The organism is Mycobacterium sp. (assembly GCF_046330795.1).
In the GTDB taxonomy this organism is placed as follows: Bacteria; Actinomycetota; Actinomycetes; order Mycobacteriales; family Mycobacteriaceae; genus Mycobacterium.
In genome coordinates, this window is record NZ_JAXLSA010000001.1 from 448,993 (window position 1) to 473,820 (window position 24,828).

General features: G+C 67.7%; 19 protein-coding genes and 1 pseudogene. 11 read left to right on the forward strand and 9 right to left on the reverse strand.

Annotated elements, in window-relative coordinates; genetic code table 11:
• The first annotated feature begins 193 nt into the window (after window positions 1-193).
• Genes U0R18_RS02200 through U0R18_RS02240 form a run of 9 tightly spaced genes read left to right on the forward strand, consistent with a single transcriptional unit; the run spans window position 194 to window position 13,712 of the window.
• Window positions 194-1,612 carry a nitrate/nitrite transporter gene (locus U0R18_RS02200; RefSeq protein WP_526365491.1) on the forward strand — a complete coding sequence of 473 codons (1,419 nt, stop codon included), beginning with the start codon at window positions 194-196 and terminating at the stop codon, window positions 1,610-1,612.
• Window positions 1,613-1,617: 5 nt separating this feature from the next.
• The gene (nirB, locus tag U0R18_RS02205; RefSeq protein ID WP_526365493.1) at window positions 1,618-4,134 is read left to right on the forward strand and encodes a nitrite reductase large subunit NirB; all 2,517 of its coding nucleotides are present in this window, start codon (window positions 1,618-1,620) and stop codon (window positions 4,132-4,134) included.
• A 9-nt stretch (window positions 4,135-4,143) separates the two neighbouring features.
• Window positions 4,144-4,593, forward strand: a complete 450-nt coding sequence (gene nirD, locus U0R18_RS02210; protein ID WP_526365495.1) for a nitrite reductase small subunit NirD — start codon at window positions 4,144-4,146, stop codon at window positions 4,591-4,593.
• Window positions 4,575-5,783 (forward strand): uroporphyrinogen-III synthase, encoded by a 1,209-nt coding sequence (locus U0R18_RS02215; protein ID WP_526365497.1) that lies wholly within the window; start codon window positions 4,575-4,577, stop codon window positions 5,781-5,783. The genes nirD and U0R18_RS02215 overlap by 19 nt, the downstream gene beginning before the upstream one ends.
• On the forward strand, window positions 5,758-6,483 hold the full coding sequence (locus U0R18_RS02220; protein WP_526365499.1) for a sirohydrochlorin chelatase: 726 nt from the start codon (window positions 5,758-5,760) through the stop codon (window positions 6,481-6,483). The genes U0R18_RS02215 and U0R18_RS02220 overlap by 26 nt, the downstream gene beginning before the upstream one ends.
• 11 nt (window positions 6,484-6,494) lie before the next feature.
• The gene (locus tag U0R18_RS02225; RefSeq protein ID WP_526365501.1) at window positions 6,495-10,547 is read left to right on the forward strand and encodes a bifunctional nitrate reductase/sulfite reductase flavoprotein subunit alpha; all 4,053 of its coding nucleotides are present in this window, start codon (window positions 6,495-6,497) and stop codon (window positions 10,545-10,547) included.
• Between the two features lie 32 nt (window positions 10,548-10,579).
• On the forward strand, window positions 10,580-10,933 hold the full coding sequence (locus tag U0R18_RS02230; protein ID WP_526365503.1) for a molybdopterin oxidoreductase: 354 nt from the start codon (window positions 10,580-10,582) through the stop codon (window positions 10,931-10,933).
• Window positions 10,933-13,404, forward strand: coding sequence for a nitrite reductase large subunit NirB (nirB, locus tag U0R18_RS02235; protein WP_526365505.1), 2,472 nt, complete (start codon window positions 10,933-10,935; stop codon window positions 13,402-13,404). The genes U0R18_RS02230 and nirB (U0R18_RS02235) overlap by 1 nt, the downstream gene beginning before the upstream one ends.
• Window positions 13,401-13,712 (forward strand): Rieske (2Fe-2S) protein, encoded by a 312-nt coding sequence (locus U0R18_RS02240; RefSeq protein ID WP_526365507.1) that lies wholly within the window; start codon window positions 13,401-13,403, stop codon window positions 13,710-13,712. The genes nirB (U0R18_RS02235) and U0R18_RS02240 overlap by 4 nt, the downstream gene beginning before the upstream one ends.
• A gap of 5 nt (window positions 13,713-13,717) precedes the next feature.
• Here the strand turns inward: U0R18_RS02240 and U0R18_RS02245 are convergent, their stop codons facing one another.
• From U0R18_RS02245 to U0R18_RS02270, 6 genes and pseudogenes are all read right to left on the reverse strand, one after another.
• Entirely contained in the window at window positions 13,718-14,020 is a 303-nt protein-coding gene (locus U0R18_RS02245) for a barstar family protein (RefSeq protein WP_526365509.1), read from the reverse strand.
• Window positions 14,017-14,445, reverse strand: coding sequence for a guanyl-specific ribonuclease (locus U0R18_RS02250; protein WP_526365511.1), 429 nt, complete (start codon window positions 14,443-14,445; stop codon window positions 14,017-14,019). Before U0R18_RS02250 ends, U0R18_RS02245 begins: the two co-directional genes overlap by 4 nt.
• Window positions 14,445-15,956 carry a carotenoid oxygenase family protein gene (locus U0R18_RS02255; protein ID WP_526365513.1) on the reverse strand — a complete coding sequence of 504 codons (1,512 nt, stop codon included), beginning with the start codon at window positions 15,954-15,956 and terminating at the stop codon, window positions 14,445-14,447. Before U0R18_RS02255 ends, U0R18_RS02250 begins: the two co-directional genes overlap by 1 nt.
• 99 nt (window positions 15,957-16,055) lie before the next feature.
• On the reverse strand, window positions 16,056-16,316 hold the full coding sequence (locus tag U0R18_RS02260) for a hypothetical protein (protein WP_526365515.1): 261 nt from the start codon (window positions 16,314-16,316) through the stop codon (window positions 16,056-16,058).
• A gap of 9 nt (window positions 16,317-16,325) precedes the next feature.
• Window positions 16,326-16,717 (reverse strand): annotated as a pseudogene (locus tag U0R18_RS02265) (DUF1801 domain-containing protein).
• The gene (locus U0R18_RS02270) at window positions 16,714-17,538 is read right to left on the reverse strand and encodes an alpha/beta fold hydrolase (RefSeq protein WP_526365517.1); all 825 of its coding nucleotides are present in this window, start codon (window positions 17,536-17,538) and stop codon (window positions 16,714-16,716) included. The pseudogene U0R18_RS02265 and the gene U0R18_RS02270 overlap by 4 nt, the downstream one beginning before the upstream one ends.
• A 114-nt stretch (window positions 17,539-17,652) precedes the next feature.
• Between U0R18_RS02270 and U0R18_RS02275 the strand changes: the two genes are divergently transcribed.
• Together U0R18_RS02275 and U0R18_RS02280 are read left to right on the forward strand one after the other, a co-directional pair.
• On the forward strand, window positions 17,653-19,872 hold the full coding sequence (locus U0R18_RS02275; protein ID WP_526365519.1) for a 6-phosphofructokinase: 2,220 nt from the start codon (window positions 17,653-17,655) through the stop codon (window positions 19,870-19,872).
• 69 nt (window positions 19,873-19,941) lie between these two features.
• Entirely contained in the window at window positions 19,942-21,861 is a 1,920-nt protein-coding gene (locus U0R18_RS02280; protein ID WP_526365521.1) for an ABC transporter ATP-binding protein/permease, read from the forward strand.
• Here the strand turns inward: U0R18_RS02280 and U0R18_RS02285 are convergent.
• The 3 genes from U0R18_RS02285 to U0R18_RS02295 all read right to left on the reverse strand — a co-directional run bounded on the left by U0R18_RS02285 (window position 21,858) and on the right by U0R18_RS02295 (window position 24,778).
• The gene (locus tag U0R18_RS02285; RefSeq protein WP_526365522.1) at window positions 21,858-23,345 is read right to left on the reverse strand and encodes an FAD-binding protein; all 1,488 of its coding nucleotides are present in this window, start codon (window positions 23,343-23,345) and stop codon (window positions 21,858-21,860) included. The genes U0R18_RS02280 and U0R18_RS02285 overlap by 4 nt on opposite strands.
• Before the next feature lie 139 nt (window positions 23,346-23,484).
• Entirely contained in the window at window positions 23,485-24,096 is a 612-nt protein-coding gene (locus U0R18_RS02290; protein WP_526365524.1) for an Rv1815 family serine proteinase, read from the reverse strand.
• Window positions 24,097-24,190: 94 nt separating this feature from the next.
• A complete protein-coding gene (locus tag U0R18_RS02295; protein WP_526365526.1) occupies window positions 24,191-24,778 on the reverse strand; it encodes a LysM peptidoglycan-binding domain-containing protein in 588 nt (195 codons plus the stop codon).
• Window positions 24,779-24,828 lie beyond the last annotated feature (50 nt).

Below are 24,828 nucleotides of genomic sequence, written 5' to 3' on the forward strand. Positions count from 1 at the left end.
CACGCACAGCGATCGTCGGGGCGGACCGTTTTCACCTCACAACGAGTCTTAACGCGACGTGAGCAGACTGTGACGAGCGGGTCACGCAGGGAAAACTTGCGGCAATAGCGCAGCCCTAGGGTTTTGGCCATCACCCCCGGCAACGACGGCGAGGGCCCCCTGAGAAGACCCTGCAACCCGGGAGCGCTGGCTGATGGCCGCCTATACCTACACCCGCAAACACCACATCACCGGCTGGGACCCCGAGGACCGCGAGGCCTGGGACAACGGTGGCGCCGGGATCGCCCGGCGCAATCTGATCTGGTCGATCATCTGCGAGCACATCGGCTTCTCGATCTGGTCACTGTTCTCGGTGATGGTCCTGTTCATGTCACCCGCATACGGCATTTCGCTGGACCAGAAGTTCGTCATCACCGCGACCGCGACGCTGGTCGGTGGCTGTCTGCGGATCCCCTACACGCAAGCCACCGCCAAGTTCGGCGGCCGCAACTGGGCCATCTTCTCCGCCGTCGTCCTGCTGATCCCGACCGCGCTGGTGATGATGCTGATGATGAACCCGGGCCGGTTCGGATTCGGCTGGTTCGTGTTCGTCGCGGCGCTGACGGGCCTGGGCGGCGGCAACTTCGCCTCGTCGATGACCAACATCAACGCGTTCTATCCGCAGCGCTACAAGGGCTGGGCGCTGGGGCTCAATGCCGGCGGCGGGAACATCGGCGTTCCCGCGGTGCAGCTGATCGGTCTGCTGGTGATCTGGCTGAGCGCCGATCGCCCCGAGATCGTCTGCGCCGTATACCTTCTCGCGCTCACCATCGCCGGCATCGGCGCCGCGATCTACATGGACAATCTGGATCACCAGACGTCGAGCTACCGCTCGATGGTCGACAGCCTCCGGCACCGCGACACCTGGCTGATCTCGTTGCTCTACATCGGCACCTTCGGCTCCTTCATCGGGTTCAGCTTCGCCTTCAGCCAGGTGCTACAGATCAGCTTCAAGTCCACCGGGAGCGTCAACCCGGCGCTGGCAGCAGCGCAGATCGCCTGGGTCGGCCCGTTGCTGGGTTCCATCGCGCGGCCCTACGGGGGCAAGCTGGCCGACCGCTTCGGCGGTGGCCGGATCACGATGATCTGCTTCGGCGCCATGACAGTCGCGGCGACGATCCTGGTGGCGGCCGGAACGATCGCCGACGGACACGCCAATCACAAGATCGAAACCCCACAGCTGGCCGCGTTCATCGCCGGTTTCACGGTGCTGTTCCTGATCTCCGGCATCGCCAACGGCTCGGTCTACAAGATCATCCCGACGGTCTTCGAGCACAAGGCGCGCGCGAACGCGGGTCTGAGCGCCATGGAGAAGGTGATCTGGTCGCGCAAGATGTCGGGCGCCCTGATCGGCATCGCCGGCGCGGTCGGCGCACTGGGCGGCGTCGGCATCAACCTGGTGCTGCGCTCCAGTTACAAGGCGCACCAGTCCGCCACCGCGGCATTCTGGGTGTTCCTCGGCTTCTACGTCCTCGCCGGGATCGTCACATGGTGGTTCTACGCCCGCCGCGAGATCGTGCTGCACACGCACGACACCCGGACCACCGACACCATCGTCGCCGTCCCGGCCTGACGACCATGAACGCGCGCAAGAACATCGTGGTCGTCGGCCACGGCATGGTGGGTCACCGATTCGTGCAGGAGATGCGCGCCCGGGACCTCGCAGGCACTCACAACGTCGTGGTGCTCTGCGAGGAACCGGTGCCCGCATACGACCGGGTGGGTCTGTCGAGCTACGTCGGCGTATGGGATCCCGCAGCGATGGCGCTGGCCGGCAACGACTACGGCGACGACGATCTGGTGGATCTGCGCCTCGGCGAGTCGGCCACCATGATCGACTGTGCGGCAAGGGAAGTCACCACTTCGGCCGGTGATCGGATCTCCTACGAGGCGCTGGTGCTCGCGACGGGCTCGTACCCCTTCGTGCCACCCGTCGAGGGCGCTGACAACGCCCGGGCGTTCGTCTACCGCACGCTGGGCGATCTCGACGCCATCCGCGTGGCGGCCGAGGCGGCCGGCCCGGGCGCCCCCGGCCTGGTGGTGGGCGGCGGCCTGCTGGGCCTGGAGGCCGCCAACGCCCTTCGCCTGCTGGGCATGACGCCGCACATCGTGGAGTTCGCGCCACGCCTGATGCCGCTGCAGGTCGACGAGGGTGGCGGTGCGGTACTTGCCAACCTGGTCACCGAGTTGGGGCTGTCGGTGCACACCGGGGTATCGACCACCGCCATCGCCGACGATGCCGGCACCGGGATGCTGGCGGTGACGCTCTCGGACGGCACCGTGCTCGACGCCGCGCTGGTGGTGTTCTCGGCCGGGGTCCGCCCGCAGGACGCGCTGGCCCGGACGGCCGGCCTGCAGGTGGGCGAACGGGGTGGCGTCGTCGTCGACACCGCTTGTCGCACCAGCGAACCCGGCGTCTACGCCATCGGCGAGGTGGCCGCGGTCGAGGGCCGCTGCTACGGCCTGGTGGCACCCGGCTACACGATGGCCGAGATCGCCGCCGAGCAGATCCTCGCGCGCAGCGATGCCCGGTTCCCCGGCGCGGACATGTCGACCAAGCTGAAGCTGCTGGGCGTCGACGTCGCCAGCTTCGGCGACGCCATGGCCGCCACACCCGGTGCACTCGAGATCGTGCATTCCGATCCGGTGGCCGGCACCTACAAGAAACTCGTGGTCGCCGATGACATGAGGACCTTGCTCGGCGGCATCCTGGTCGGTGACGCCGAGGCCTACGCGACCCTCAAACCGCTTGTGGGCCGGGAGATCCCGGCCGACCCGAGCGCGTTGATCGCAACTGGCGGAGAGCCTGGCCCCGGACTCGCCAAACTGCCCGATGACGCCGAGATCTGCTCGTGCAACGGCGTTTCGAAGGGATCCATCTGCGGGGCCATCGCCGAGGGCGCCTGCACCGTCGCCGACATCAAGAAGTGCACGACGGCGGGAACCACTTGCGGCGGCTGCGTGCCCAGCATCACCAAACTGCTGGCCGACTCCGGTGTGGAACTCTCGAAGTCGTTGTGCGAGCACTTCACCCAGAGCCGCGCCGAGTTGTTCTCGATCGTGGCCGCGACCGGCATCCGCAGCTTCAGTGAGCTGCTCACCCGGTTCGGCACCGGCCTGGGATGTGAGGTCTGCAAGCCGACGGTCGCCTCCATCCTGGCCTCGACGTCCAGCGATCACATCCTCGACGGCGAGATGGCCGCGCTGCAGGACACCAACGACCATTTCCTGGCCAACCTGCAGCGCAACGGCACCTACTCCGTGGTGCCGCGGATGCCCGGCGGCGAGGTCACCCCGGACCAGCTGATCGTCATCGGGGAGATCGCGCGGGACTTCGGGCTATATACCAAGATCACCGGCGGCCAGCGCATCGACCTGTTCGGCGCCCGGGTCGAGGAACTGCCCCTGATCTGGCGGCGGCTGGTCGATGCCGGAATGGAGTCCGGGCACGCGTACGGCAAGAGCCTGCGAACGGTGAAGAGCTGCGTCGGATCGACCTGGTGCCGCTACGGCGTGCAGGACTCGGTCGGGATGGCAGTCACCCTCGAACGCCGCTACCGCGGGCTGCGCTCACCGCACAAGTTGAAGCTCGGGGTGTCCGGATGCGCCCGGGAATGCGCCGAGGCCCGCGGCAAGGACGTCGGAGTGATCGCCACCGATGCCGGCTGGAACCTCTACGTCGGGGGTAATGGCGGCCAGAGTCCCAAGCACGCGGAGCTGCTGGCGTCGGGCCTCGATGACGAGACCCTGATCCGCTACATCGACCGCTATCTGATGCTCTACATCCGCACCGCGGACCGGTTGCAACGCACCGCGCCGTGGCAGGAGGCCTTCGACGGCGGCCTCGAAAAGTTGCGGGACATCGTCTGCCAGGACATTCTTGGGATAGCCAACGACCTGGAAGCGGCCATGACCAGGCACGTCGCGGGATACCGCGACGAATGGGCCGCGGTTCTCGACGACGAGGACAAGCTGCGACGTTTCGTCTCGTTCGTCAATGCACCCGACACCCCCGATCCGACGATCGCGTTCGACGACTCCTCGGGACGAAAGGTCCCCGTCCTGCTCGGTTCGCCCGCTTTTCCCACTCGATAAGGAGCGATCATGACCATCCTGGAGACCGATCCGCAGGCCGGGGAGAGCGCTTTTCCGGAGCCGAATGCCGTGGGGACCCGTGCGCGCGGAACCGCACCGCTCGCCGAACCCGCCGAATGGGTCGCGGTGTGCCCGGTGACCGATCTCACCCCCGGCCGCGGGGTCGCCGCGCTGCTCGGCGACCAGCAGGTCGCGGTGTTCCTGCTGGGGTTCCCGGCGGGCTCACCGGATCTGCGGGCGGTCGGCAACATCGATCCGTTCGGACGGGCAGCGGTGATGTCACGCGGGCTGGTGGGCAGCCGCGGCGCGGTACGCACTGTCGCCTCGCCCTTGCTCAAGCAGGTGTACTGCCTGGACACCGGGGCGTGCCTGGACGACGACACCTACGCGCTGCCGGTGTACCCGGTCCGGGTCAGCGCCGGTGTCGTGGAGGTCGCCCGATGGGTGGACGCCGCTTGACCAGCCCACCGGAGCCCACCGATCAGGTGCCGCCTCTGACCGGATTCACGGTCGGTGTCACGGCGGCGCGCCGGGCCGAAGAGTTCGAGGCACTGCTGCAGCGCCGCGGCGCCGCGGTGGTGCAGGCCCCGGCGATCCGGATCATCCCGCTCGTCGACGACGAGGAACTGCGGCACGCCACCGAGTCGGTGATCGCGGATCCGCCGGACATCGTGGTGGCCACCACGGGCATCGGGTTCCGTGGCTGGATCGAGGCCGCCGACGGCTGGGGTCTGGCCGACGACCTCGTCGAGAAGCTCGCCGGCACCCGGCTGCTGGCGCGGGGGCCCAAGGCCAAGGGGGCGATCCGCGCGGCCGGACTGCACGAACAGTGGTCCCCGCCCGGGGAGTCCTCCTCGGAACTGATCAGCGAACTGCTCGACGAGGGTGTGGACGGTCTGCGGGTGGGCGTCCAGATGCACGGCGCCACCACCGACTGGGAGCCGCTGCCCGACCTGTGCGAGGTGCTGCGCGAGGCGGGTGCGACCGTCATCCCGATACCGGTCTACCGCTGGGTCACCCCCGACGACACCTCGGCAATGACGGCGATGATCGATTCGGCCATCACCGGCAACCTCGATGCCATCACGTTCACCAGCGCCCCCGCGGTCGCCTCGATGCTCGGGCACGCCGACAAACTGGGCGTGCTCGAACAGTTCCTGACCGCACTGCGGTTCACCACCCCCGCCCTGTGCGTCGGGCCCGTGACCGCCGGACCGCTGCATGCGCTCGGCGTACCGACGTTGCAGCCCAACCGTTTCCGGCTCGGGGCGCTGGCCCGGCTGGTGGCCGAGGAACTGCCCCGGCGTGCACAACACCTGCGGGTATGCGGGCACGACCTCAGCGTCCGGGCCGCCGGCGCGGTCATCGACGGCCAGGCCGTCACGTTGTCCGCGTCGAGCCTGGTTCTGCTCAAGGCCCTCAACAGGGTCCCCGGCCAGGTGGTGAGCCGCCAGTCGTTGCTCGATCAGCTGCCCGGCGGCGGCACCGACACCCATGCGGTCGAGATGGCGGTCACCCGGCTGCGCGGCTCGTTGGTCGATCCGAAGATGATCCAGACGGTGGTCAAGCGCGGATACCGCTTGGCCGTCGACCTCGAATACGACGATGGGGAGGACGCCGACGATGTCGCTGCGAATCCCACCCACTGACCGCTTCCAGCCCGTCCTGGTCGCCCACGGGACACGCTCCCCGCACGGCGTGAATACCGTTGCCCGGCTTGCCGAATCGGTTCGGGAACACATCGGGCCCACCCGGGTCGCGTTCGTCGACGTGCTCGGACCGTCGCCCAGCGAGTTGTTGCGCGAGATCGACGGCCCGGCGCTGCTGATACCGGCCTTCCTGGCTTCGGGTTATCACGTCCGCGCCGACATCCCCCACCACGTCGCGGCCAGCGGCCATCCGCACGTCACCGTCTGCGACAACCTCGGACCCGACCCCGTCCTGGCCGCGGTGATGCACGACCGGCTCCGCGACTGCGGCTGGCGGCCCGGCGATTCGGTGGTACTGGCCGCGGCCGGCTCGTCGGACCGGTGGGCACTGGCCGACGTCGAAACGGCCGCCGCCAACCTCGGCGCGGTCATCGGCGATGAGGTTGCCGTCGGCTACGTGGCCACCGCGCGTCCGCGGGTGACCGATGTCGTCCGCGCGCTGCGCCGGCGCCGGCGGGGAGCTCGGGTGTTCGTCGCGTCATACCTGTTGGCGCCCGGCCTGTTCCACACCCGGCTCGGCCAGTGCGGCGCCGACGGGGTGGCCGCCCCATTGGGTGCCGACCCGCGCATCGCCGAGCTGATCGTGGCCCGGGTGCACGCCGCCCGGCCGGCGGTGCTGCCTCGGCTGAGCGTGGGCTGACCCATTCGATGATGTCCCCGGCAACCGAGGTGAACACCCTCTGCGCATACTGCGGAGTCGGTTGCGGCATGGTCGTGCAGGTCGAACCGCCGGCCGGAGGGGGTCTGCCGGTGATCACCAAGTCGACCGGCCGGCCGGACCACCCGACCAACTTCGGCCGGTTGTGCACCAAGGGCTCCACGACCGTCGACATGTTGCGGGCGCCCGGCCGGATGGACAAGGCCTCGATGCGCACGGACCGCGCCGCCGACCGTGAGTCCGCCGATCTCGATGAGGTGATCACCCACACCGCACGCCGGTTCCGGGAGATCGCCGAGGAACACGGGCCGGATTCGGTGGCCCTCTACGTCTCCGGGCAGATGTCGCTCGAGGCCCAGTATCTGGCCACCAAGCTGGCCAAGGGCTACCTGCGGACCGTGCACATCGAGTCCAATTCCCGGCTGTGCATGGCCAGCGCCGGCACCGGATACAAGCAGTCCCTGGGGGCCGACGGTCCACCCGGGTCGTACCAGGACTTCGATCACGCCGACCTGTTCCTGGTGATCGGCGCCAACATGGCCGACTGCCACCCGATCTTGTTCCTGCGAATGATGGAGCGCGTCAAGGCCGGTGCCAAGCTCGTCGTCGTCGACCCGCGCCGCACGGCCACCGCCGCGAAGGCCGACCTGCACCTGCAGATCGCACCCGGTACCGACCTAGCGTTCCTCAACGGGCTGTTGCATCTGCTGGTCCGGGACGACGCCGTGGACCACAAGTTCATCGCCGAATACACCGAGGGATTCGACGAACTGAGCGAGTTCCTGGTCGACTACGCCCCGGCCGAGGTCGAGCGGATCACCGGGATCGCCTCCGCGGACCTGCACCGGGTGGCGGGCTGGATCGCCGAGGCCGACGACTGGATGAGTTGCTGGACAATGGGTCTCAACCAGAGCACCCACGGCACCTGGAACACCAACGCGCTGTGCAACCTGCACCTGGCCACCGGCGCGATCTGCCGCATCGGCAGCGGACCCTTCTCGCTGACCGGCCAGCCCAACGCGATGGGCGGACGCGAGATGGGCTACATGGGGCCCGGCCTACCCGGCCAGCGTACGGTGACCGCACCACCCGACCGTGCGTTCGTCGAGGACATGTGGGCGCTGCCCCGCGGCAGCATCCGGCCCGACGTCGGCTCCGGAACCATCGACATGTTCGAGCGGATGGCCGCCGGCGAGATCAAGGCCTGCTGGATAATCTGCACCAATCCCGTTGCCAGCGTGGCCAACCGGGCCACCGTGATCGAGGCGCTGCAACGTTGCGAACTGGTGGTGGCACAGGACGTCTTCACCGACAACGAGACCCTGCGGTACGCCGACGTGGCACTGCCCGCCGCGCTGTGGACCGAGTCCTCCGGCGTGATGGTCAATTCCGAACGCAACCTCACCCTGTTCGAACCGGCCCTGCCGTCGCCCGGCGACGCGCTGCCGGACTGGCAGCTGATCGCCCGGGTGGCCGCCGAGATGGGCTATCCCGAGGCGTTCGGCTACACCTCGTCGGAGCAGATCTTCGACGAGCTCGTCCAGTTCTGGAATCCGCGGACGGGCTGGGACCTGCGCGGCGCGTCGTACGCCCGGCTGCGCACCACCCCGCTGCAATGGCCCTGCCCGCCCGGTGACGACGCCGACCGGCATCCGCTGCGCTACCTCAACGACGGGCGCAGCCAGATCAAACTGGTCCGTCCGGACGGTACCGAACCGGCACTGGTGTTCCCGACCGCCAGTGGGCGTGCAGTATTTCATGCCCGGCCGCATCTGCCACCCGCCGAGATGCCCGACGGCGAGTATCCGTTGCTGCTCAACACCGGTCGGCTGCCGCACCAGTGGCACACCATGACCAAGACCGGCCGGGTGGCCAAGCTGAACAAGCTCAACCCGAACCCGTTCCTGGAGATCCATCCGGACGATGCGGCGAAACTCGATGTCCACGAGGGTGATTCGGTGCTGGTTTCGTCCCGCCGCGGGGACGCGACGCTACCCGCGGTGGTGACCGATCGGGTCCGCGCCGGAAACCTCTTCGCGCCGTTCCACTGGAGCGACATGTTCGGGGACGGTCTGGCGATCAACGCCGTCACCAACGACGCCGTGGACCCCGACTCACTGCAGCCGGAGTTCAAGGCCTGCGCGGTGACGCTGACGAAGGTGCGCTCGGCCGGACCGTCCGCACCCGCACCGGTCGAGTCCGGCACGGGCCTGGCGGGGGCGCTGGGACTCGCCGCGCCGCCGCGGGCACCGGAGCTGGATCCGGTCGCCGAACGTTACCTGGCCGGATTCCTCAGCGGGCTGACAAGTGCCGGCACCGTCACGGGCGTCCCGGTCCTGCCTGCCGACGCGCCGTTGGCCGCGGACGTCCGGATCTGGGTCAACGGCGTACTCGCCGGCCACTTCTCGCGGACCGGTGCACCGGAATCGCAAGCGCCCGGCTCCCCCACCGTGGAGGTGCTGTGGGCATCGCAGACCGGCACCGTGGAGGACTACGCCCCCGTGGTGGCGGAAGCCCTGCGTGCGTCCGGGGTGGCCTCGCGGGCCCGCACCCTCGACAGCGCCGGCATGGCGGCGCTGACCGCCGGCGGCACCGTTCTGATCGTCACCAGCACCACCGGGGACGGCGATCCGCCGGACAACGCCACCGCCCTCTGGGAGCAACTCAACTCCACTGACGCGCCCAATCTGGCCGGGCTGCGCTATTCGGTGCTGGCGTTCGGCGACCCCAGCTACGACGAATTCTGCGGCTTCGGCCGCAAACTCGACGACCGGCTCGGTGAACTCGGGGCGCACCGTATCGCCGATCGTGTCGACTGCGCACCCGACTTCCGGAAATCGGCGGACAGCTGGCTGTCCACAGTGTCGGCCGTACTGCGGGATCCGGTGCCGGCCGCCACGAAGCCGGCCCCGGCGGTCGCCGAAGAGATTTCCTATGGTCGGCGTAATCCGTTGCGGGCCAGAATTGTTCGCAATACCCGTCTCAGCGGTTCCGGTTCCAGCAAGGACGTGCGTCAACTCGGTTTCGAATTGCCGGAAGGCACGCTGGATTACGAGGCCGGAGATGCGCTCGGGGTGTGGCCGCGCAACGATCCGGCCTATGTCGCGCAGTTCCTCGATCGCACCGGCCTCGACGGCGATCAGACCGTCAACGTCGGCGGTCAGACGGTGTCGCTGCACCACGCGCTGCACGAACGTCTGGAGATCGCCAGGATCACGCCGGCGCTGCTCGACCTGGTCAACACCCGGCACGCGGGGGCCGATCTGGCCGGGCTGCTGGATCCCGCCAACCGCGCCGCATTCGAGACCTGGATCTGGGGACGCCAGTCGCTCGACGTGCTCACCGACTACCCGGTCTCGGCATCGCTGGAGGACTGGCTCTCGGTGCTCGAACCGCTTGTGCCCAGACAATATTCGATCTCGTCGAGCCCCAAGGAGAACCCGCGGGAGGTCCAGCTCACGGTCTCCACCGTGCGATACGACCACCGCGGGGTCCCACGGCACGGAGTGTGTTCGAGCTATCTGGCCGACCGGGCCGGCGACGAACCCGTCGGGATCTGGGTACAGCGCTCGGCCTCGTTCAAGCCGCCCGGCGATTCCGGAACGCCGATGATCATGATCGGCCCCGGCACCGGCATCGCCCCCTTCCGTGGCTTCCTGCACGAAAGACGCGCGCTGGGCCACACCGGCAGCAACTGGTTGTTCTTCGGCGAGCAGCACGCGGCCACCGACTTCTATTACCGCGAGGAGTTCGAACAGTTCCACGCCGACGGCCTGCTCACCCAGTTGGACCTCGCCTTCTCCCGGGATCAGGACGCCAAAGTGTATGTGCAACACCGGATGCTCGAACACGGCGCGCAGCTGTGGCGTTGGCTGAACGAGGGAGCCAACGTGTACGTGTGCGGCGACAAGGGCGGGATGGCACGGGATGTCGATGCGGCGTTGAAGCTCATCGTCGCCCGGCACGGCAAGTTGTCCGGGGCCAGCGCAGAGGCGTACGTCAAAGCGCTCGCCGCGGAGAAGCGCTATGTCCGTGATGTGTACTGACCGCATCCGCCGGCGACCGAAGGAGAACCGACATGAGTGATGCCAGCACGCCCCGCTTCCTGCAGGGCCGTTTTCCGTTCGAGGGGGTCGGCTTCGACACACTGTCCGTCATCGACGACTCCCTGTCGCTGACGGTCCCGGCCGGGTCGACCATCCAGGCCGTCTACTTCCGCGGCGGCAACAGCAGCGACGAACTGATCACGGTAGCGCTGATGCATGACGGGAAACCGGTGCGCTACTTCGCCATCGGCGCCCGCGCCGGCACCCACGTCGCGCTGCGCCTCGTGGAGGACTTCCGCGAGGGCGCCGAGCTGGGACTCGCCCTCACCGCACCGGAGGGTGCCGCGGGGACCGTGATCATCGATCTGGGACTGGTGGAATTCTGATGCCCGACAGCAGGCTCGTGGTGATCGGCAACGGAATGGCCGGTGGGCGCACCGTCGAGGAAATACTCGGCCGCGGCGGCGGCGACCAGTTCAGCATTACCGTCTTCGGTGACGAACCGTACGGCAACTACAACCGCATCCAGTTGTCGAACGTGTTGGCGGGGTCCGAGACCCCGGACGCCATCTATCTGAATACCGTTGACTGGTACCGGGACAACGGGATCGACCTGCGGGCCGGGGTGCGCGTGGTGCGCATCGACAGCTACGCCAAGACGGTGTTCGCCGATGACGGCTCCATCGTGGGCTACGACAAACTCATCATCGCCACCGGCAGCCGTGCTTTCTTCCCGCCGATCGACGGCCTGTGGGTGGACAACAAGACTCTGGTCTCCGGGGTCTTCGGGTTCCGCACGCTCGACGACACCGCCGCGATGATCGAGTACGCCGACGGTCACCGTCACGTGGCCGTGGTCGGCGGCGGTCTGCTCGGCCTGGAAGCCGCCCGGGGCCTGCAGAACCGCGGGTTGAGATCGACGGTGGTGCACTCCGGACCGATCCTGATGAACGCCCAACTCGACGAGACCGGCGGCGCGGTGCTGCGCCGGGCGATCGAGAACCTGGGGATCGAGGTCTTGATGGGCAAGCGCACCACGTCGATCCACTCCGACGCCGAACACAACGTCACCGGCATCGGCTTCGCCGACGGCACCGCCGTCGACTGCGACATGCTGGTGCTGTCCACCGGCATCCGCCCCAACGTCGGGCTGGCTCAGGCCGCCGGCCTCACCGTCGAGCGCGCCATCGTCGCCGACGACCACATGCGCTCCATCGACGATGACGACATCTACGTCGTCGGTGAGTGCGTGCAGCACCGCGGTCAGGTGTATGGGCTGGTGGCCCCGCTGTGGGAGCAGGCCAAGGTGCTGGCCGACCACATCACCGGCGCCGACGTCAGCTCCGCGTACCGCGGTTCGCGGACCTCCACCAAACTGAAGGTGGCCGGGGTCGACGTCGCCCAGATGGGTGTCAAGCACCCCGAGCACGAGGACGACGAGTACGTCCAGTTCTACGAGCCCAAGCGGGGCGTCTACAAGACGGCGGTGGTCCGGGACAACCGGCTGATCGGCGCCACCCTGGTCGGCGACGTCAGCAAGGTGTCGTTCCTGATGCAGGCCTTCGATCAGGGCACACCGCTGCCCGACGAGCGGGTGGCACTGATGTTCGACATCGGCACGCCCGACGCCGAGACCGGAGTGGCCGAGCTCTCCGACGACGCCCAGGTCTGCAACTGCAACGGCGTGGCCAAGAAGACGATCGTGGACTGCGTCAACGGGGGCACCACCTCGGTGGGCGGTGTCATGGCCGCCACCCGCGCCGGCAAGGGCTGCGGCTCGTGCAAGGGACTCGTCGGCCAACTGGTGGCCTGGGCGGCCGGCGGCGCCGTCACCGAGGACCCGTCGGCCAACTGGTACGTGCCGGCGATCCCGTACGAGAAGCCCGAACTGATGCGCCTGATCCGGGAGTTGAAGCTGCACTCGGTGCGATCGGTGTTCGCCGCACTGGCACCCGACGGCAAGGAGGACGCGAACTCCAAGATGGGGCTCTCGTCGCTGCTGGAGATGATGTGGGGTCCGGATTTCGTCGACGAGCGCGCCGAGCGGTTCATCAACGACCGGGTGCACGCCAACATCCAGCGCGATGGCACCTTCTCGGTGGTCCCGCAGATGAAGGGTGGTGTCACCAGCGTCGAGCAGCTGCGCCGCATCGCCGATGTCGCGGAGAAGTACGAGGTTCCCATGATCAAGCTCACCGGTGGGCAGCGCATCGACCTGCTCGGGGTGCGCAAGGAGGACCTGCCGGCCATCTGGGCCGACCTGGACATGCCCTCCGGCTACGCCTACGGCAAGAGTTTCCGCACCGTGAAAACCTGTGTGGGAAGCGACTTCTGCCGATTCGGTGTGGGTGACTCGACCGCGCTCGGCATCGAGATCGAAACCCGCTTCCAGGGCATCGCCGGGCCGGCGAAGATGAAGCTCGCGGTCACCGGCTGCCCCCGGAACTGCGCCGAGGCACTGTGCAAGGACCTGGGTGTGGTCGCGGTGGACGGTGGGAAGTGGGAGATCTATGTGGGTGGCGCTGCCGGCGCGCACATCCGCAAGGGCGATCTGCTGGCCACCGTGGACTCCCCGCAGGAGGTGATCACCCTGACCGGCCGGTTCCTGCAGTACTACCGCGAGAACGCCAAATGGCTGGAACGCACCTACACCTGGGTGCCCCGCTACGGAATCGACCGCATCCGGTCCGTGGTGGTCGACGACGCCGAAGGTATTGCCGCAGAACTGGATGCGAACATGCAGCGGTCCGTGGACGCCTACCGGGACCCGTGGCTCGACGGGAAGGAACCGGCCTCACCCGGTCAGTTCCGGTCGTCGTTGCCGCTGATCCCACTGCCGCTGGTGCCGGTCAGGTGAGCGAGCACACCCTGGGTCACATCGACGACATTCCCTGCGGGGAAGGTCGCGCGTTCGCCGTGAACGGCTTCCAGGTGGCGGTCTTCCGGCGTCGCGACAACTCGCTGCGCGCGCTCGGCGCAATCTGCCCGCACCGGGGTGGCCCGCTGGCGGATGCGCTCATCGACGACATGGTGGCCGTGTGTCCGTTGCACAACTACACCTTTGACCTGGATACCGGGGACGAGATCGCGTTCGACGGACCCGGCGTACCGACGTACCGCGTCCGGACCGATGAATCGGGCTGGATCCGGTTGGATGTCGAATAGTCCGATCAGCGCAGTTTGAGTTCGACCCCGGTGTCGTCGAAGACATCCACCACGGCGTCGAAGAACGGCTCGCCGGCACCGGTGAACCCGGCCAGGCTCTGCTGTGATTCGTCGCTGTGCCGCCAGACGAACAGGAAGGGCCGATCGTCCGGGGTGCCGTAGCCGCCGCGCAGACAGTCGGCCAGCGCATCCAGATTCCGGCCGAAGTATCCCCCCGGACCGTTGACGGCACGGCCGACCTCGGTATAGAAGTCGATGGGCGACTTGATCTTTCGCCCATCGAGACGATAGGTGACCGGCGTTATCAACGTGCCCCCTGCGCGCCGGAGATCTCGCAGAACGAGTCGTAATGGTCGCCGGTGTAGAAGTACTGCGGCGGGTCGGTCGGCGGGTTGCCGCCGGTGATGATGCGGCGGGTCGCGCGGTTGGCGGCGCCGGGGGTCACCACCGTGTATTCGCGGTAGTACCCCTTGTGCTGCTGAGGCAGATGCCCCTCACGATTCCCGAAGACCACGCCGTCATTGCGCGGATAGGGAAACGGGCCACCCGCATGGATCAGTCGGACGGTGTCGGCGGCTTCGGGAGGCAGGTCCGCGAGCGCACACGTCGCGCCGCCGGCATCCGAGCCGGTTCCGGTCGGGCTCTGGTGCGCCCGCGGCCAGAGCGCCACCGCGATCAACACGGCGATCAGTACGCCGGCCGCGGCCAGCAGTTGCGCGCGGCGTGACCGCATCAGTGGACGGGGCTGAAATTGCCGTGGAATCCCTGTGGAATGTGGTGGGTCAGTTCGGCAGTGGCAACGGGGCCCCGCTCGAGATCGGCGGCGTCCAGGATCACCAGGCGAGACGTGTGGCTCTGGGCCCGGTATTCGACGGTGAGCAGCCAGCCGTCGTCCTCGGCCGAGCCGCCTGGCCGCGGGGTGAACACCGGTTCGCAGAAACTGTTCCCCGAACCTGTTGCTGTGTAAGTGGTTTCGATATTGTCGGTCAGATCGAGCTTGGTCACCGAATCGTAGAACGCCCGCAGCCGTCGGCGCGTGTTGTAGTACGCGTACCGATGCGGCCGCCCCTCGTAGTTCGGGTGATGCCGCGGGAACTCGCAGGTGCTGTCGCTGAGCGGTTCCCGGAGCACCCGGCCCGAGCTGGTCACCCGGAACCGGGTGAACTGCGACGGTGCGTCGTCGAGCATGCTGGTATGAAACCGTGCCAGCCGCGCGAGCAGCGCTCCACTCTGATACGTGATGACGTCGATGACGACGTCGCTGCCGTCGTCATGGGCATTGCTGAGGTGGAACTGCAGGACGGCGTCCGTCTCGATCCGGCGGATTCGCCCGCCGTCCCGTGGGACCAGGATGATGCAACTGCCGCGTTCCGGGCGGTACCGCATCGAATCGCCGATCGCCTCGACGCCCAGCGCCACCGGCAGCGCCCTGGGGATGATCGGTGAGATGACGAACACCAGGTAGCGCTCCGTGATCGCGAAGTCATGCACCATGGCGGCATAGGGCATGGGTGCCGAGCGGAAATGCCGCAGGGTACCGCGCCGGTCGGTGCGGTAGATCCGCAGATGCGGCCGCGGGAAGAGTTCGACGCCGAAATTGAACATGGCGCCGGTGCGTGGGCACCCGCTCGGGTGCGCCGAGTACGCGCCCATCCACCGCAACTGCCCGCCGAACCGGCGCACCCCGAGCGTCTCCAGGGTCTCGGGGTCGATCTCGTGCGGCGGGCCGCCCTCCCACAGCGCGTAGAGATGTCCGGCGTGCGCAACGACGTTGGTATTGGCCAGATTCGGAGGCGGGCGGCCGATGTTCCTCGACACCCCGCCGGCCGCGGAAGTGCCCAGGTGCCGGGTGCCGGCCTTGCCCAGGAAATGCCGGGTGCGCACATAGCGGTTCCGGAACTGCACACCGTCGTCATCGATCCGGAAGGCCGACAGCATGCCGTCGCCGTCGAACAGATGCCGCAGCGGGCGTCCGGTGTGGTCCTCCCAGCGTCCCGGGCCGTTGCGGTACAGGGTGCCGCGCAGTTCGTCGGGGATGGTGCCCTCGACCTGCTCGACGCGGTAGTCGTGTTCGGCGTGCTGCGGTTCGCTGACGCCCAGGCTGAGCAGGTCGGCGGCGTCCAGCGAGGTCACGGTGTCGGTGGCTGTTGTCCGTTCGGCGACGGGCAGCGACGTCAGGTAGCGACGCAGTTCCGGCAGATCCTCGAGCCTTGCCTCTGCCGTGGATGAACCGTTGCCGACCATCGATGTTCCTCCCGCAGAGTGAAATCAATCGTTGTCAATTTACTCCGCGGACCGACCGAGGTCCATGGTCATTCCGATTCAACTGTCCTGCAACCTGTTTCAGGTCAGATTCAGGAAGCCGCCATTGATCCAGACGCCCCAGTGCCCGCCCGGCGTCGGATCCCCGGACCACCACACCACCGGCTGTCCCAGCCACGTCTCGGCCGGCTTGCGCGGCGCCCAGGTCGGCGGTACCTCGGGGGCCGGCGGCGGAGCCGGGGCAGCATGGACCACCGGTGCGCCCACGGCCGACGCACCCGCGAGTCCACCGGCCACCGCGACGGCGGCCACGAACGTCTTGGCAAGTTTGATGAGAACCACGTCCGCAGCCTACCTCCGTTTGGTCTCGGTCAGGTCGATGGCGGCCTTGATCAGTGCACCCAGGGCCCGCTCGTCGAGCGCATCGCCTTCGCGAATGTCGATGGCGCGCCGGGTGTTTCCGGCCAGGCTCGCATTGAACAGTCCGGCCGGATCCGGCAGCGCGGCGTCCTTGGCGAACGTCAGCTTCGCTGCCACTTCTCGACGTCCCGTCGGCCTCCGCCGGTGCAGATGATCCCGTCGCGCTCCCACACCGGCACGCCACGCCACTTCCACGCCTCCACCACGTCGGGGTCGGCCGCCCGGATGACCTTCCGGACCCGGGCCAGCATGTCACCGCGCCAGTCCCCCAGCTCGGCGATCCGCGCGTCGATCAGTTCGCCCGCGGACGGTTCGGCACTCATGAGCGGATGAATTCGAGCAGGTCGGCGTTGATGACGTCGGCGTGCGTGGTGGGCATGCCGTGCGGATACCCCGCGTACGTCTTCAGGATGCCGTTGGCCAGCAGCTCGGCCGACAGCGGTCCGGAGTCGGCGTAGGGCACCACCTGGTCGTCGTCGCCGTGCATCACCAGCACCGGTAGCTGGAGTGCGCGCAGGTCCGCGGTGAAGTCCGTCTGCGAGAACGCCACGACGCCGTCATAGTGCGCCTTCGCACCGCCCATCATGCCCTGCCGCCACCAGTTGGCGATGACGCCCTCGTTCGGCTCGGCCCCGGCGCGGTTGTAGCCGTAGAACGGGCCCTCGGGTACCGCGCGGTAGAACGCCGCCCGATTGCTGGCCACCTGATTCTGGAAATCGTCGAACACCGCCTTCGGGGTGCCGCCCGGGTTCGCCTCGGTCTGCACCATCAGCGGCGGCACCGCGGCGATCAGTGCCGCTTTGACCGCGCGGTCCTCGCCGTGTCGGGCCAGGTAGTGCACCACCTCGCCGCCGCCGGTGGAGTGCCCGACATGCACCGCGCCGCGCAGGTCCAGGTGCTGCACCACGGCGGCAACGTCGTCGGCGTAGTGGTCCATGTCATGACCGTCGGCAACCTGCTCGGAGCGGCCGTGGCCGCGCCGGTCGTGGGCCACCACCCGGTAACCGTGCCCGAGGAAGAACATCAATTGCGCATCCCAGTCGTCCGATGACAGGGGCCAACCGTGGTGGAAGACGATCGGAGGGCCCGATCCCCAGTCCTTGAAGTAGATGTCGACGCCGTCGTCGGTGGTGATGAATGGCATTCCGATGACCTCCTGGACGAATCCCCGACACCCCGCAGTATGCCCCGTGCACCGGTGGTGAACGATCTGTGCGCTCGGCACGCCAGAGGCCGACGCTCCCCCTACACTGCCGTCATGACGGAAGCCCCTTCGCGGCCCTCCAGCATCGGTGTCCTCACCAGCGGTGGCGACGCCCCCGGGATGAATCCGGCAGTGCGCGCGGTCATCCGGACCGCGTTGCACCACAACATCGACGTGTACGCGATCCACGAGGGTTACCTCGGTCTCGTCGGTGGCGGCGACCTGATCCGCCGGATGGAGCGCACCGACGCCGACGGGATCCTGCACAAGGGCGGCACCGCCATCGGCACCGCGCGGTCCAAGGAGTTCCGTACCCGCGAGGGCCGCCTGAAAGCCGCCCGCAACATGGTGGACCGCGGTATCGACGCCCTGGTGGTCATCGGTGGTGACGGCAGCCTCACCGGCGCCAACGTGTTCCGCGAAGAGTGGGCTGGGCTCCTGGCCGAGCTGGTCGAATCCGGCGAGATCACCGCCGAGGCGGCCGCGGAGTATCCGGTGCTGCGGATCGTCGGGCTGGTCGGATCCATCGACAACGACATGTCCGGCACCGACATGACCATCGGCGCCGACACCGCACTGCACCGCATCGTCGAGGCGATGGACGCGCTGCGCAGCACCGCGTCCAGCCATCAGCGCTCGTTCGTCATCGAGGTGATGGGGCGGCACTGCGGCTACCTGGCGGTCATGGCCTCGCTGGCCACCGCCGCCAACTGGGTCCTGATTCCCGAGAATCCGCCGGGGCCCGACTGGCCCGAGAAGATGTGCCACGACATCCGGGCCGGCCGGGAGGGCGGCCGGCGCCAGAGCGTCGTGGTGGTGGCCGAGGGCGCCCACGACATCGACGGCAACCCGATCACCGCCGAACAGGTCAAGGGACTGCTCGAGAGCGAACTCGGCGAGGACACCCGGATCACCATCCTCGGTCACGTGCAGCGCGGCGGCGCCCCGAGCGCGTTCGACCGCTACCTGGCCACCCTGGTGGGTCACGCCGCGGTGGAACGCCTGCTCGAGGATCCGCCCGACGCCCCGGCGCAGCTGATCGGGCTGCGCGGCAACCGGGTGGTGGCCTCCCCCCTGGTGGAATGCGTCGAGCAGACCCATGCCGTGGCCGAACGGGTCAGGGCCCATGACTTCGAGGGCGCAATGTTGTTGCGCGGCGGCAGTTTCCGGCAGTCCTACAAGATCCTGCAGACCATCCAGCAGGCCGCACCCCGGCCGACCGCGCCGGGCCGGCGCCGGTTCCGGATCGGGATCGTGCACGCCGGCGGACTGGCGCCGGGCATGAACAATGCGGTGCGGGCCGCGGTGCGACTCGGTCTGGACCGCGGCTACACGGTGCTGGCGATCAAGAACGGTTTCCGCGGGCTGCGCGACGGCGAGGTCCAGGAACTGGGCTGGATGGACGTCAGCGGCTGGGTCTCCGACGGCGGGGCCGAGATCGGCACCAACCGCTACATCCCCAGCGGTGCGGCCATCGAACAGATCGCCAAGCAGATCACCGCCCACCGCATCGACGGGTTGATCGTCGCCGGCGGCCGGGTCGGTTACCAGTCGGCGTACGTGCTGCACAAGGCGCGCGACTCGTTCTCGGCCCTCGATATCCCCATCGCGTGCATGCCGATGACGATCAACAACGACGTCCCCGCAACCGAGTTGAGCATCGGTAGCGACACCGCCCTGAACAGCATCGTCGCCGACGTCGACAAGATCCGGCAGTCCGCCGTGGCCACCCGGCGGGTATTCGTCGTCGAGGTGATGGGCCGCGACTGCGGGTACCTCGGGTTGCTGAGTGGGCTGGCGTCCGGCGCCGAGCGAATCTACATGCCCGAGACCGGGATCACGCTCGACAGTCTCACGGCCGACATCGCGGAGCTCGCTTCCGGATTCCGGTCCGGCGAACGTCTCGGCCTGATCATCCGCAGCGAGGGGGCCGACCCGGTCTACAACACCGGGTTCATCACGGCACTGTTCGAGAAGGAGGGCGGCGACCTGTTCGACGCCCGCCAGGCCATCCTCGGTCACATCCAGGAGGGCGGCGATCCGTCACCGTTCGACCGCATCCACGCCACCAGCCTGACGGCCCGCTGCGTCGAGTTCCTCTCCGAGCAGCTCGAGGCCGGCGGTCGGGCCAGTGCGATGGTCGGCTTCCAGTCCGGCCGGCTGCAGTTCACCGATCTGACCTCGTATCCCTCGCTGGTCGACCCGGAGACCCGCCGGCCCATCGAGCAGCGCTGGATGGATCGGCTCGCGCTGGCCGAGATCATGCGCGGCTGACGGGGCCTGGCCCCGCCGCCCTTCTGAGTTGCGCGGGCTTCATCCAGGCCATCACGGTAGGTTGCCCGGGTGGATATGTTCACGCCGTCCCTGGACTGGGGCACTGCGCTGGTCAGCTCGTTGTTGTGGATCGCCAAGGCCTGGGCCGTAGCGGCCGTCGCCACGCTGGTGGCGCTGGCTCTCATCGCGCGATTCACCGAATGGGGCCGGCAGTTCTGGTACATCACCCGCGGCTACTTCGTCGGCCGGGACAGTGTCATCGTGTGGCTCTGGCTGGCCGGCCTGTTGTTGTCCGTCATCATCGGTGTCCGGCTGTCGGTGCTGTTCAGCTACCAGGGCAACGACATGTCCACCAGTTTCCAGGTCATCGCCTCGGGTCTGGGCGGTGATGAGGCGGTCCGGCAATCCGGTGGGCGGGGCTTCTGGATGTCGTTGGGAATCTTCGCGATCCTCGCGACGCTCAACGTCGCGCAGTTGATGATCGACCTCTATTTCGCGCAACGCTTCATGCTGCGCTGGCGTGCGTGGCTGACCGACCAACTCACCGGAAACTGGCTGGACGGCAAGGCGTTCTATCGGTCGCGGTTCATCGACGACACCATCGACAATCCCGATCAGCGCATCCAGGCCGACATCGACATCTTCACGGCCGGGGTGAACTCGCAGCCGAACAAACCCAACAACACCTCGGAGTCCACACTGCTGTTCGGCGCGGTCTCCGCGATCACGTCGATGATCTCGTTCACGGGGATCCTGTGGAATCTGTCGGGCCCGGTGACCATGCCATTCATCGGGTACACCTTGCCGAAGGCGATGTTCGTGATCGGGATCGTCTATATCGTGTTCGCGACCGGCATCGCGTTCTGGGTGGGCCGGCCGATCATCCGGTTGTCGTTCGACAACGAGAAGTACAACGCCGTCTTCCGGTACGCGTTGGTGCGGCTGCGCGACGCGTCCGAGGCAGTCGCCTTCTATCGCGGCGAGGTCGCCGAACGCGCGGGGCTGCGCCGTCGCTTTGCGCCCGTCGTCACCAACTACAAGAAGTACGTCAACCGGATGACCGGGTTCTACGGCTGGAACGTATCGATCTCGCAGGCACAGGAACTGATTCCGTACCTGGTGCAGTTCCAGCGGTTCTACAACGGTGAGATCACGCTGGGCGCGCTGTCCCAGACCGCCGATGCATTCCGGCAGATCCTCACCGGCCTGTCCTTCTTCCGCAACGCCTACGACGACTTCGCCGGCTATCGCGCCGCGATCATCCGGCTCTACGGATTGGTGATCGCCAACGAAGAGGGCCGCGAACTTCCGTCGCTGACCGTGACGCCCAGTGTCGGGGGTCAGGTCGAGCTCGACGACGTCGAGGTCCGCAAGCCGGACGGCACCCAGCTCATCGATCCGATCGACCTGCGGTTGAGTTCCGGCGACACCCTGGTGATCACCGGCAAGTCGGGCACCGGGAAGACGACGCTGTTGCGCAGCCTCGCCCAGTTGTGGCCGTACACCAGTGGCACGCTGCACTGCCCGGCGGGCCCCAACGAAACGATGTTCCTGTCGCAGCTCCCCTATGTCCCGCTCGGCGACCTGCGGGCCGTGTTGTCCTATCCGAGTGAACCGGGCGACATCCCCGACGACGAACTGACCGCAATGCTGACCGACGTCGCGTTGCCGCATCTGGCGGGTCGGCTCGACGAGGTCGCCGACTGGGCGAAGGTGCTCTCCCCCGGTGAGCAGCAGCGCGTCGCGTTCGCCCGCATCCTGTTGACCAAACCGAAGGTCGTGTTCCTCGACGAGGCATCATCGGCGCTCGACGCCGGATTGGAGACGATGCTCTACCGGATGGTGCGCGACCGGCTGCCGAATACGATCATGGTCAGCGTCGCCCACCGGGCCACCGTGGCCGATCACTGCACCCAGGAGCTGAAGCTGCGGGGCGACGGGTCCTGGCAACTCGGCCCGGTCGACGGGCTCGAACCGGTTCCCGTCTAGCCCGCCGCGTGCGCTCCGGCGCGCCGGCCGAAGAACGACCCCTCGCCGAGCTGGGTTCCGCTGGCGTAGCTCTTGCCGTCCTCAGCGATGTTCGATGCGCAGGCGCCCACCGCGTACAGACCGGGCACCGGGCTTTGGTCGGCGCGCAGGACCTCACCGTCGATCGACACCGCCAGACCGCCCATGGTGAACCCGGAGTACATCGCCCGGCCCAGGGACAGGTCGAACACCGCCCACGGTCCGTGGTCCTGCGCCGCGAGGTAGTCGGGCTGCTTGTGGAAGTCGGGATCCTCGCCCGCCGCGGCGTTCGCGTTGTAGCGCTCCAGCGTGGCGGCCAGGTTGCCGGCCGGAATGCCAAGGGCGGCTTCCATTTCCGCGATGGTTTCATAGCCGTCGAGGAATTTGATCAACGGCATCTCCGGCATCTCGGTGTGTGCCTCGTCGACGATCAGGTACGCGGTCTGCTCGGGTTGCTCGAGGACGAACGCCGAGGTGCGCGAGTGATAGGAGTCCTCGGCGACGAACCGCTGGCCGTTCTTGTTGACGATCACACCGGTGAGCAGGATTTCCGGCGGGTAGGCGGCGGCGGTGATGAACAGGTGGTCCATATTGGTGGCCACGCCGCCGGCCGACACGCCCATCCGGATACCCAGGCCGTCGTCGTTCGGGTTGCCCAGGATGTAGGGCGCCACCATGCCGTGGTGCTTGGTCTTTCGTTCCTGGCCGAGCGCGGGCGTGTACTCCGCCACCATGTCGGGGTTCATCGCGAAGCCGCCGGCCGCGATGATCACCGAATTCGCTTTCACCGCACCGGTTTCGGTGAAGTGCTTCCATGCGACGCCGACCACCCGGCCCTCGTCGGCCGGGCCTTCTACCACTAGATTGGTCGCGGCGGTCTCGTAGCGGAACTGCACGCCCAGATCTCCGGCACGTTTGAGCAACAGGTCGATCACCATGGCCGCGCCGCCCAGTTCGCCGGGCACCGGCACCGAATGACCGCGTGGCGCCGGAGTGGCCTGCTCGCAGAACGGCCAGACCTTCTCGTTGCCGGTGTAGGACAGTCCCTCGGTGCCCGGCGGTACGACCACCTTGCCGGGATAGTAGGTGCGCTCGAACTGGAAGCCCAGGTTCTCGAGCCAGTTGAAATGTTCGACGCTGCCGTCGCAGTAGGCGCGGATCTTCGCCAGGTCGGGTTCGCGCGAAACCGCGACGAGGTATTTGTACATTTCGTCGGGGGTGTCGAAATGTCCGGTGGCCTGCTGCACAGCCGTGCCGCCGCCGAGGTAGAAGTGCCCGCCGGCCATGGAAGTGGTGCCGCCCGCGGCGGCGGCCCGTTCGAGCACCAGCACGCTGGCGCCCGCGGCGGCGGCGGTCACGGCGGCGCAGCCGCCGGAGATGCCGAAGCCGATCACCACGACGTCGACCTCGTCGGACCAGGTGTCGATCTCAGCGACCGGGACGGTGGCGGGAATGTCGGTGTTCACGGCTTCTCCGGAGGTTTCTGGACAGGAGTCTGGACACTAATACGTATCGCATCGGAGGATAGCCCAGCTGCTGTCATAGCAGAAGAACCCGGGTGAGTACCTGGGTGGAACACGTTCTAATGTGCGGCAGACCAGGGGCTCAGGTCGGCCAGAACACCGCGGCCGGGAAGCTGCCCCAGGTGCTGTTGAACAGGCCGACCAGCACCGCCCGGTTGCCGTCCAGGACGTAGACCGGGCCGCCGGAGTCGCCCTTCTGGCTCACCACACCGTTGGTCATGGTGAACCAGCGATTGTTCACGCGCTCGACGGTTCCGCAGCTCTCACCGGTGACGACGCCGAAATGGCAGATCGGCGCACCGGCCACCAGCCCCCCGCCCGTACCGGACTCGAGGGTCCTGCCGTCGGGTAGGACGTCGTTGGCGTCCACGCCGGGGTTCAGGGCGATCTGCTGATAGTCCGTGATCACCTGGTCGGTCGCGATGATGGCGCCCTGGCTGATGGTGGTCTGCGAGCTGGTGGTGACGCCGATCGGCCGGCCGCTCCGATCGGTGACCGGCCCGTCGGCGTGGCAGTGCCCCGCGGTGTACGCGACGCGTTGCTGGACGTCGACGTATCCGAGGGTGCACAGATTGGTGCCCTGCCTGATCTCCATCCCCGGGAAAGCCGCGACGCCGAGATCGGCAGTCGCGACCGGTGACAACGCGCTTGCGGCGGCGAGTGCCGCCATCGAGACGAGAAGTTGTGACCGCATGACCCATTATTCGACACGGATCACACTTTCATTACAAAGTGAGAAAGAAGCGGCCCGGTTGCTTGGCAACCGGGCCGCTATCTGATTCGAGAAATTATTCGGGGATCGTCAGCACCTGACCCGGCTGGATCAGATCCGGGTTGGCGACCCCGCTGGCAGAGGCGATCTTCTGGTACTGATTGCCGTCACCGTAGAAGCGCTCGGCGATGGCCCACAGGGTGTCCCCGGAGACCACGGTGTAGGTCCGCGGAGCGGGCGGGGGCGGCGGTGTGGGTGCCGGTGCCGGAGTCTCGACAGCGGCCGGAGCCACCTCTTCGGTCTTCAGTTCCGGCGCCTCCGGCGGGGCCTGGTCGGTTTCGGTCTTGGAGTCCCAGGCCGGGCCGTCCGCCGCGTAGAGGACCAGATTGCGGTCGTCCTGCAGCACCAGCTTGACGTCCTTCTTGCCCTTGGTGTCGGTGTGCCAGACGGGCTTGTCCGGGGTGTAGAGCACAAAGTTGCCGTCAGTCTGGACCTCGGCGCGCTCGACGTTCTGGCCGTTGGTGTTGGTGGCCCAGACCGCCTCGCCGCGCGCAGCCAGCACGAGATTGCCGTCGTCCTGCAGGGTCAGGGTGTAGGCACCGTTCTGGGAAGTGAGCGAATCGCCCTTCCCCAACTTCTGTCCTTCGGTAAGCGTGTCTCCCACGTCCATCCCTTTCGTCCCGTTGTTTCGGGGTTCGTGCCGTCGGCCGTGCC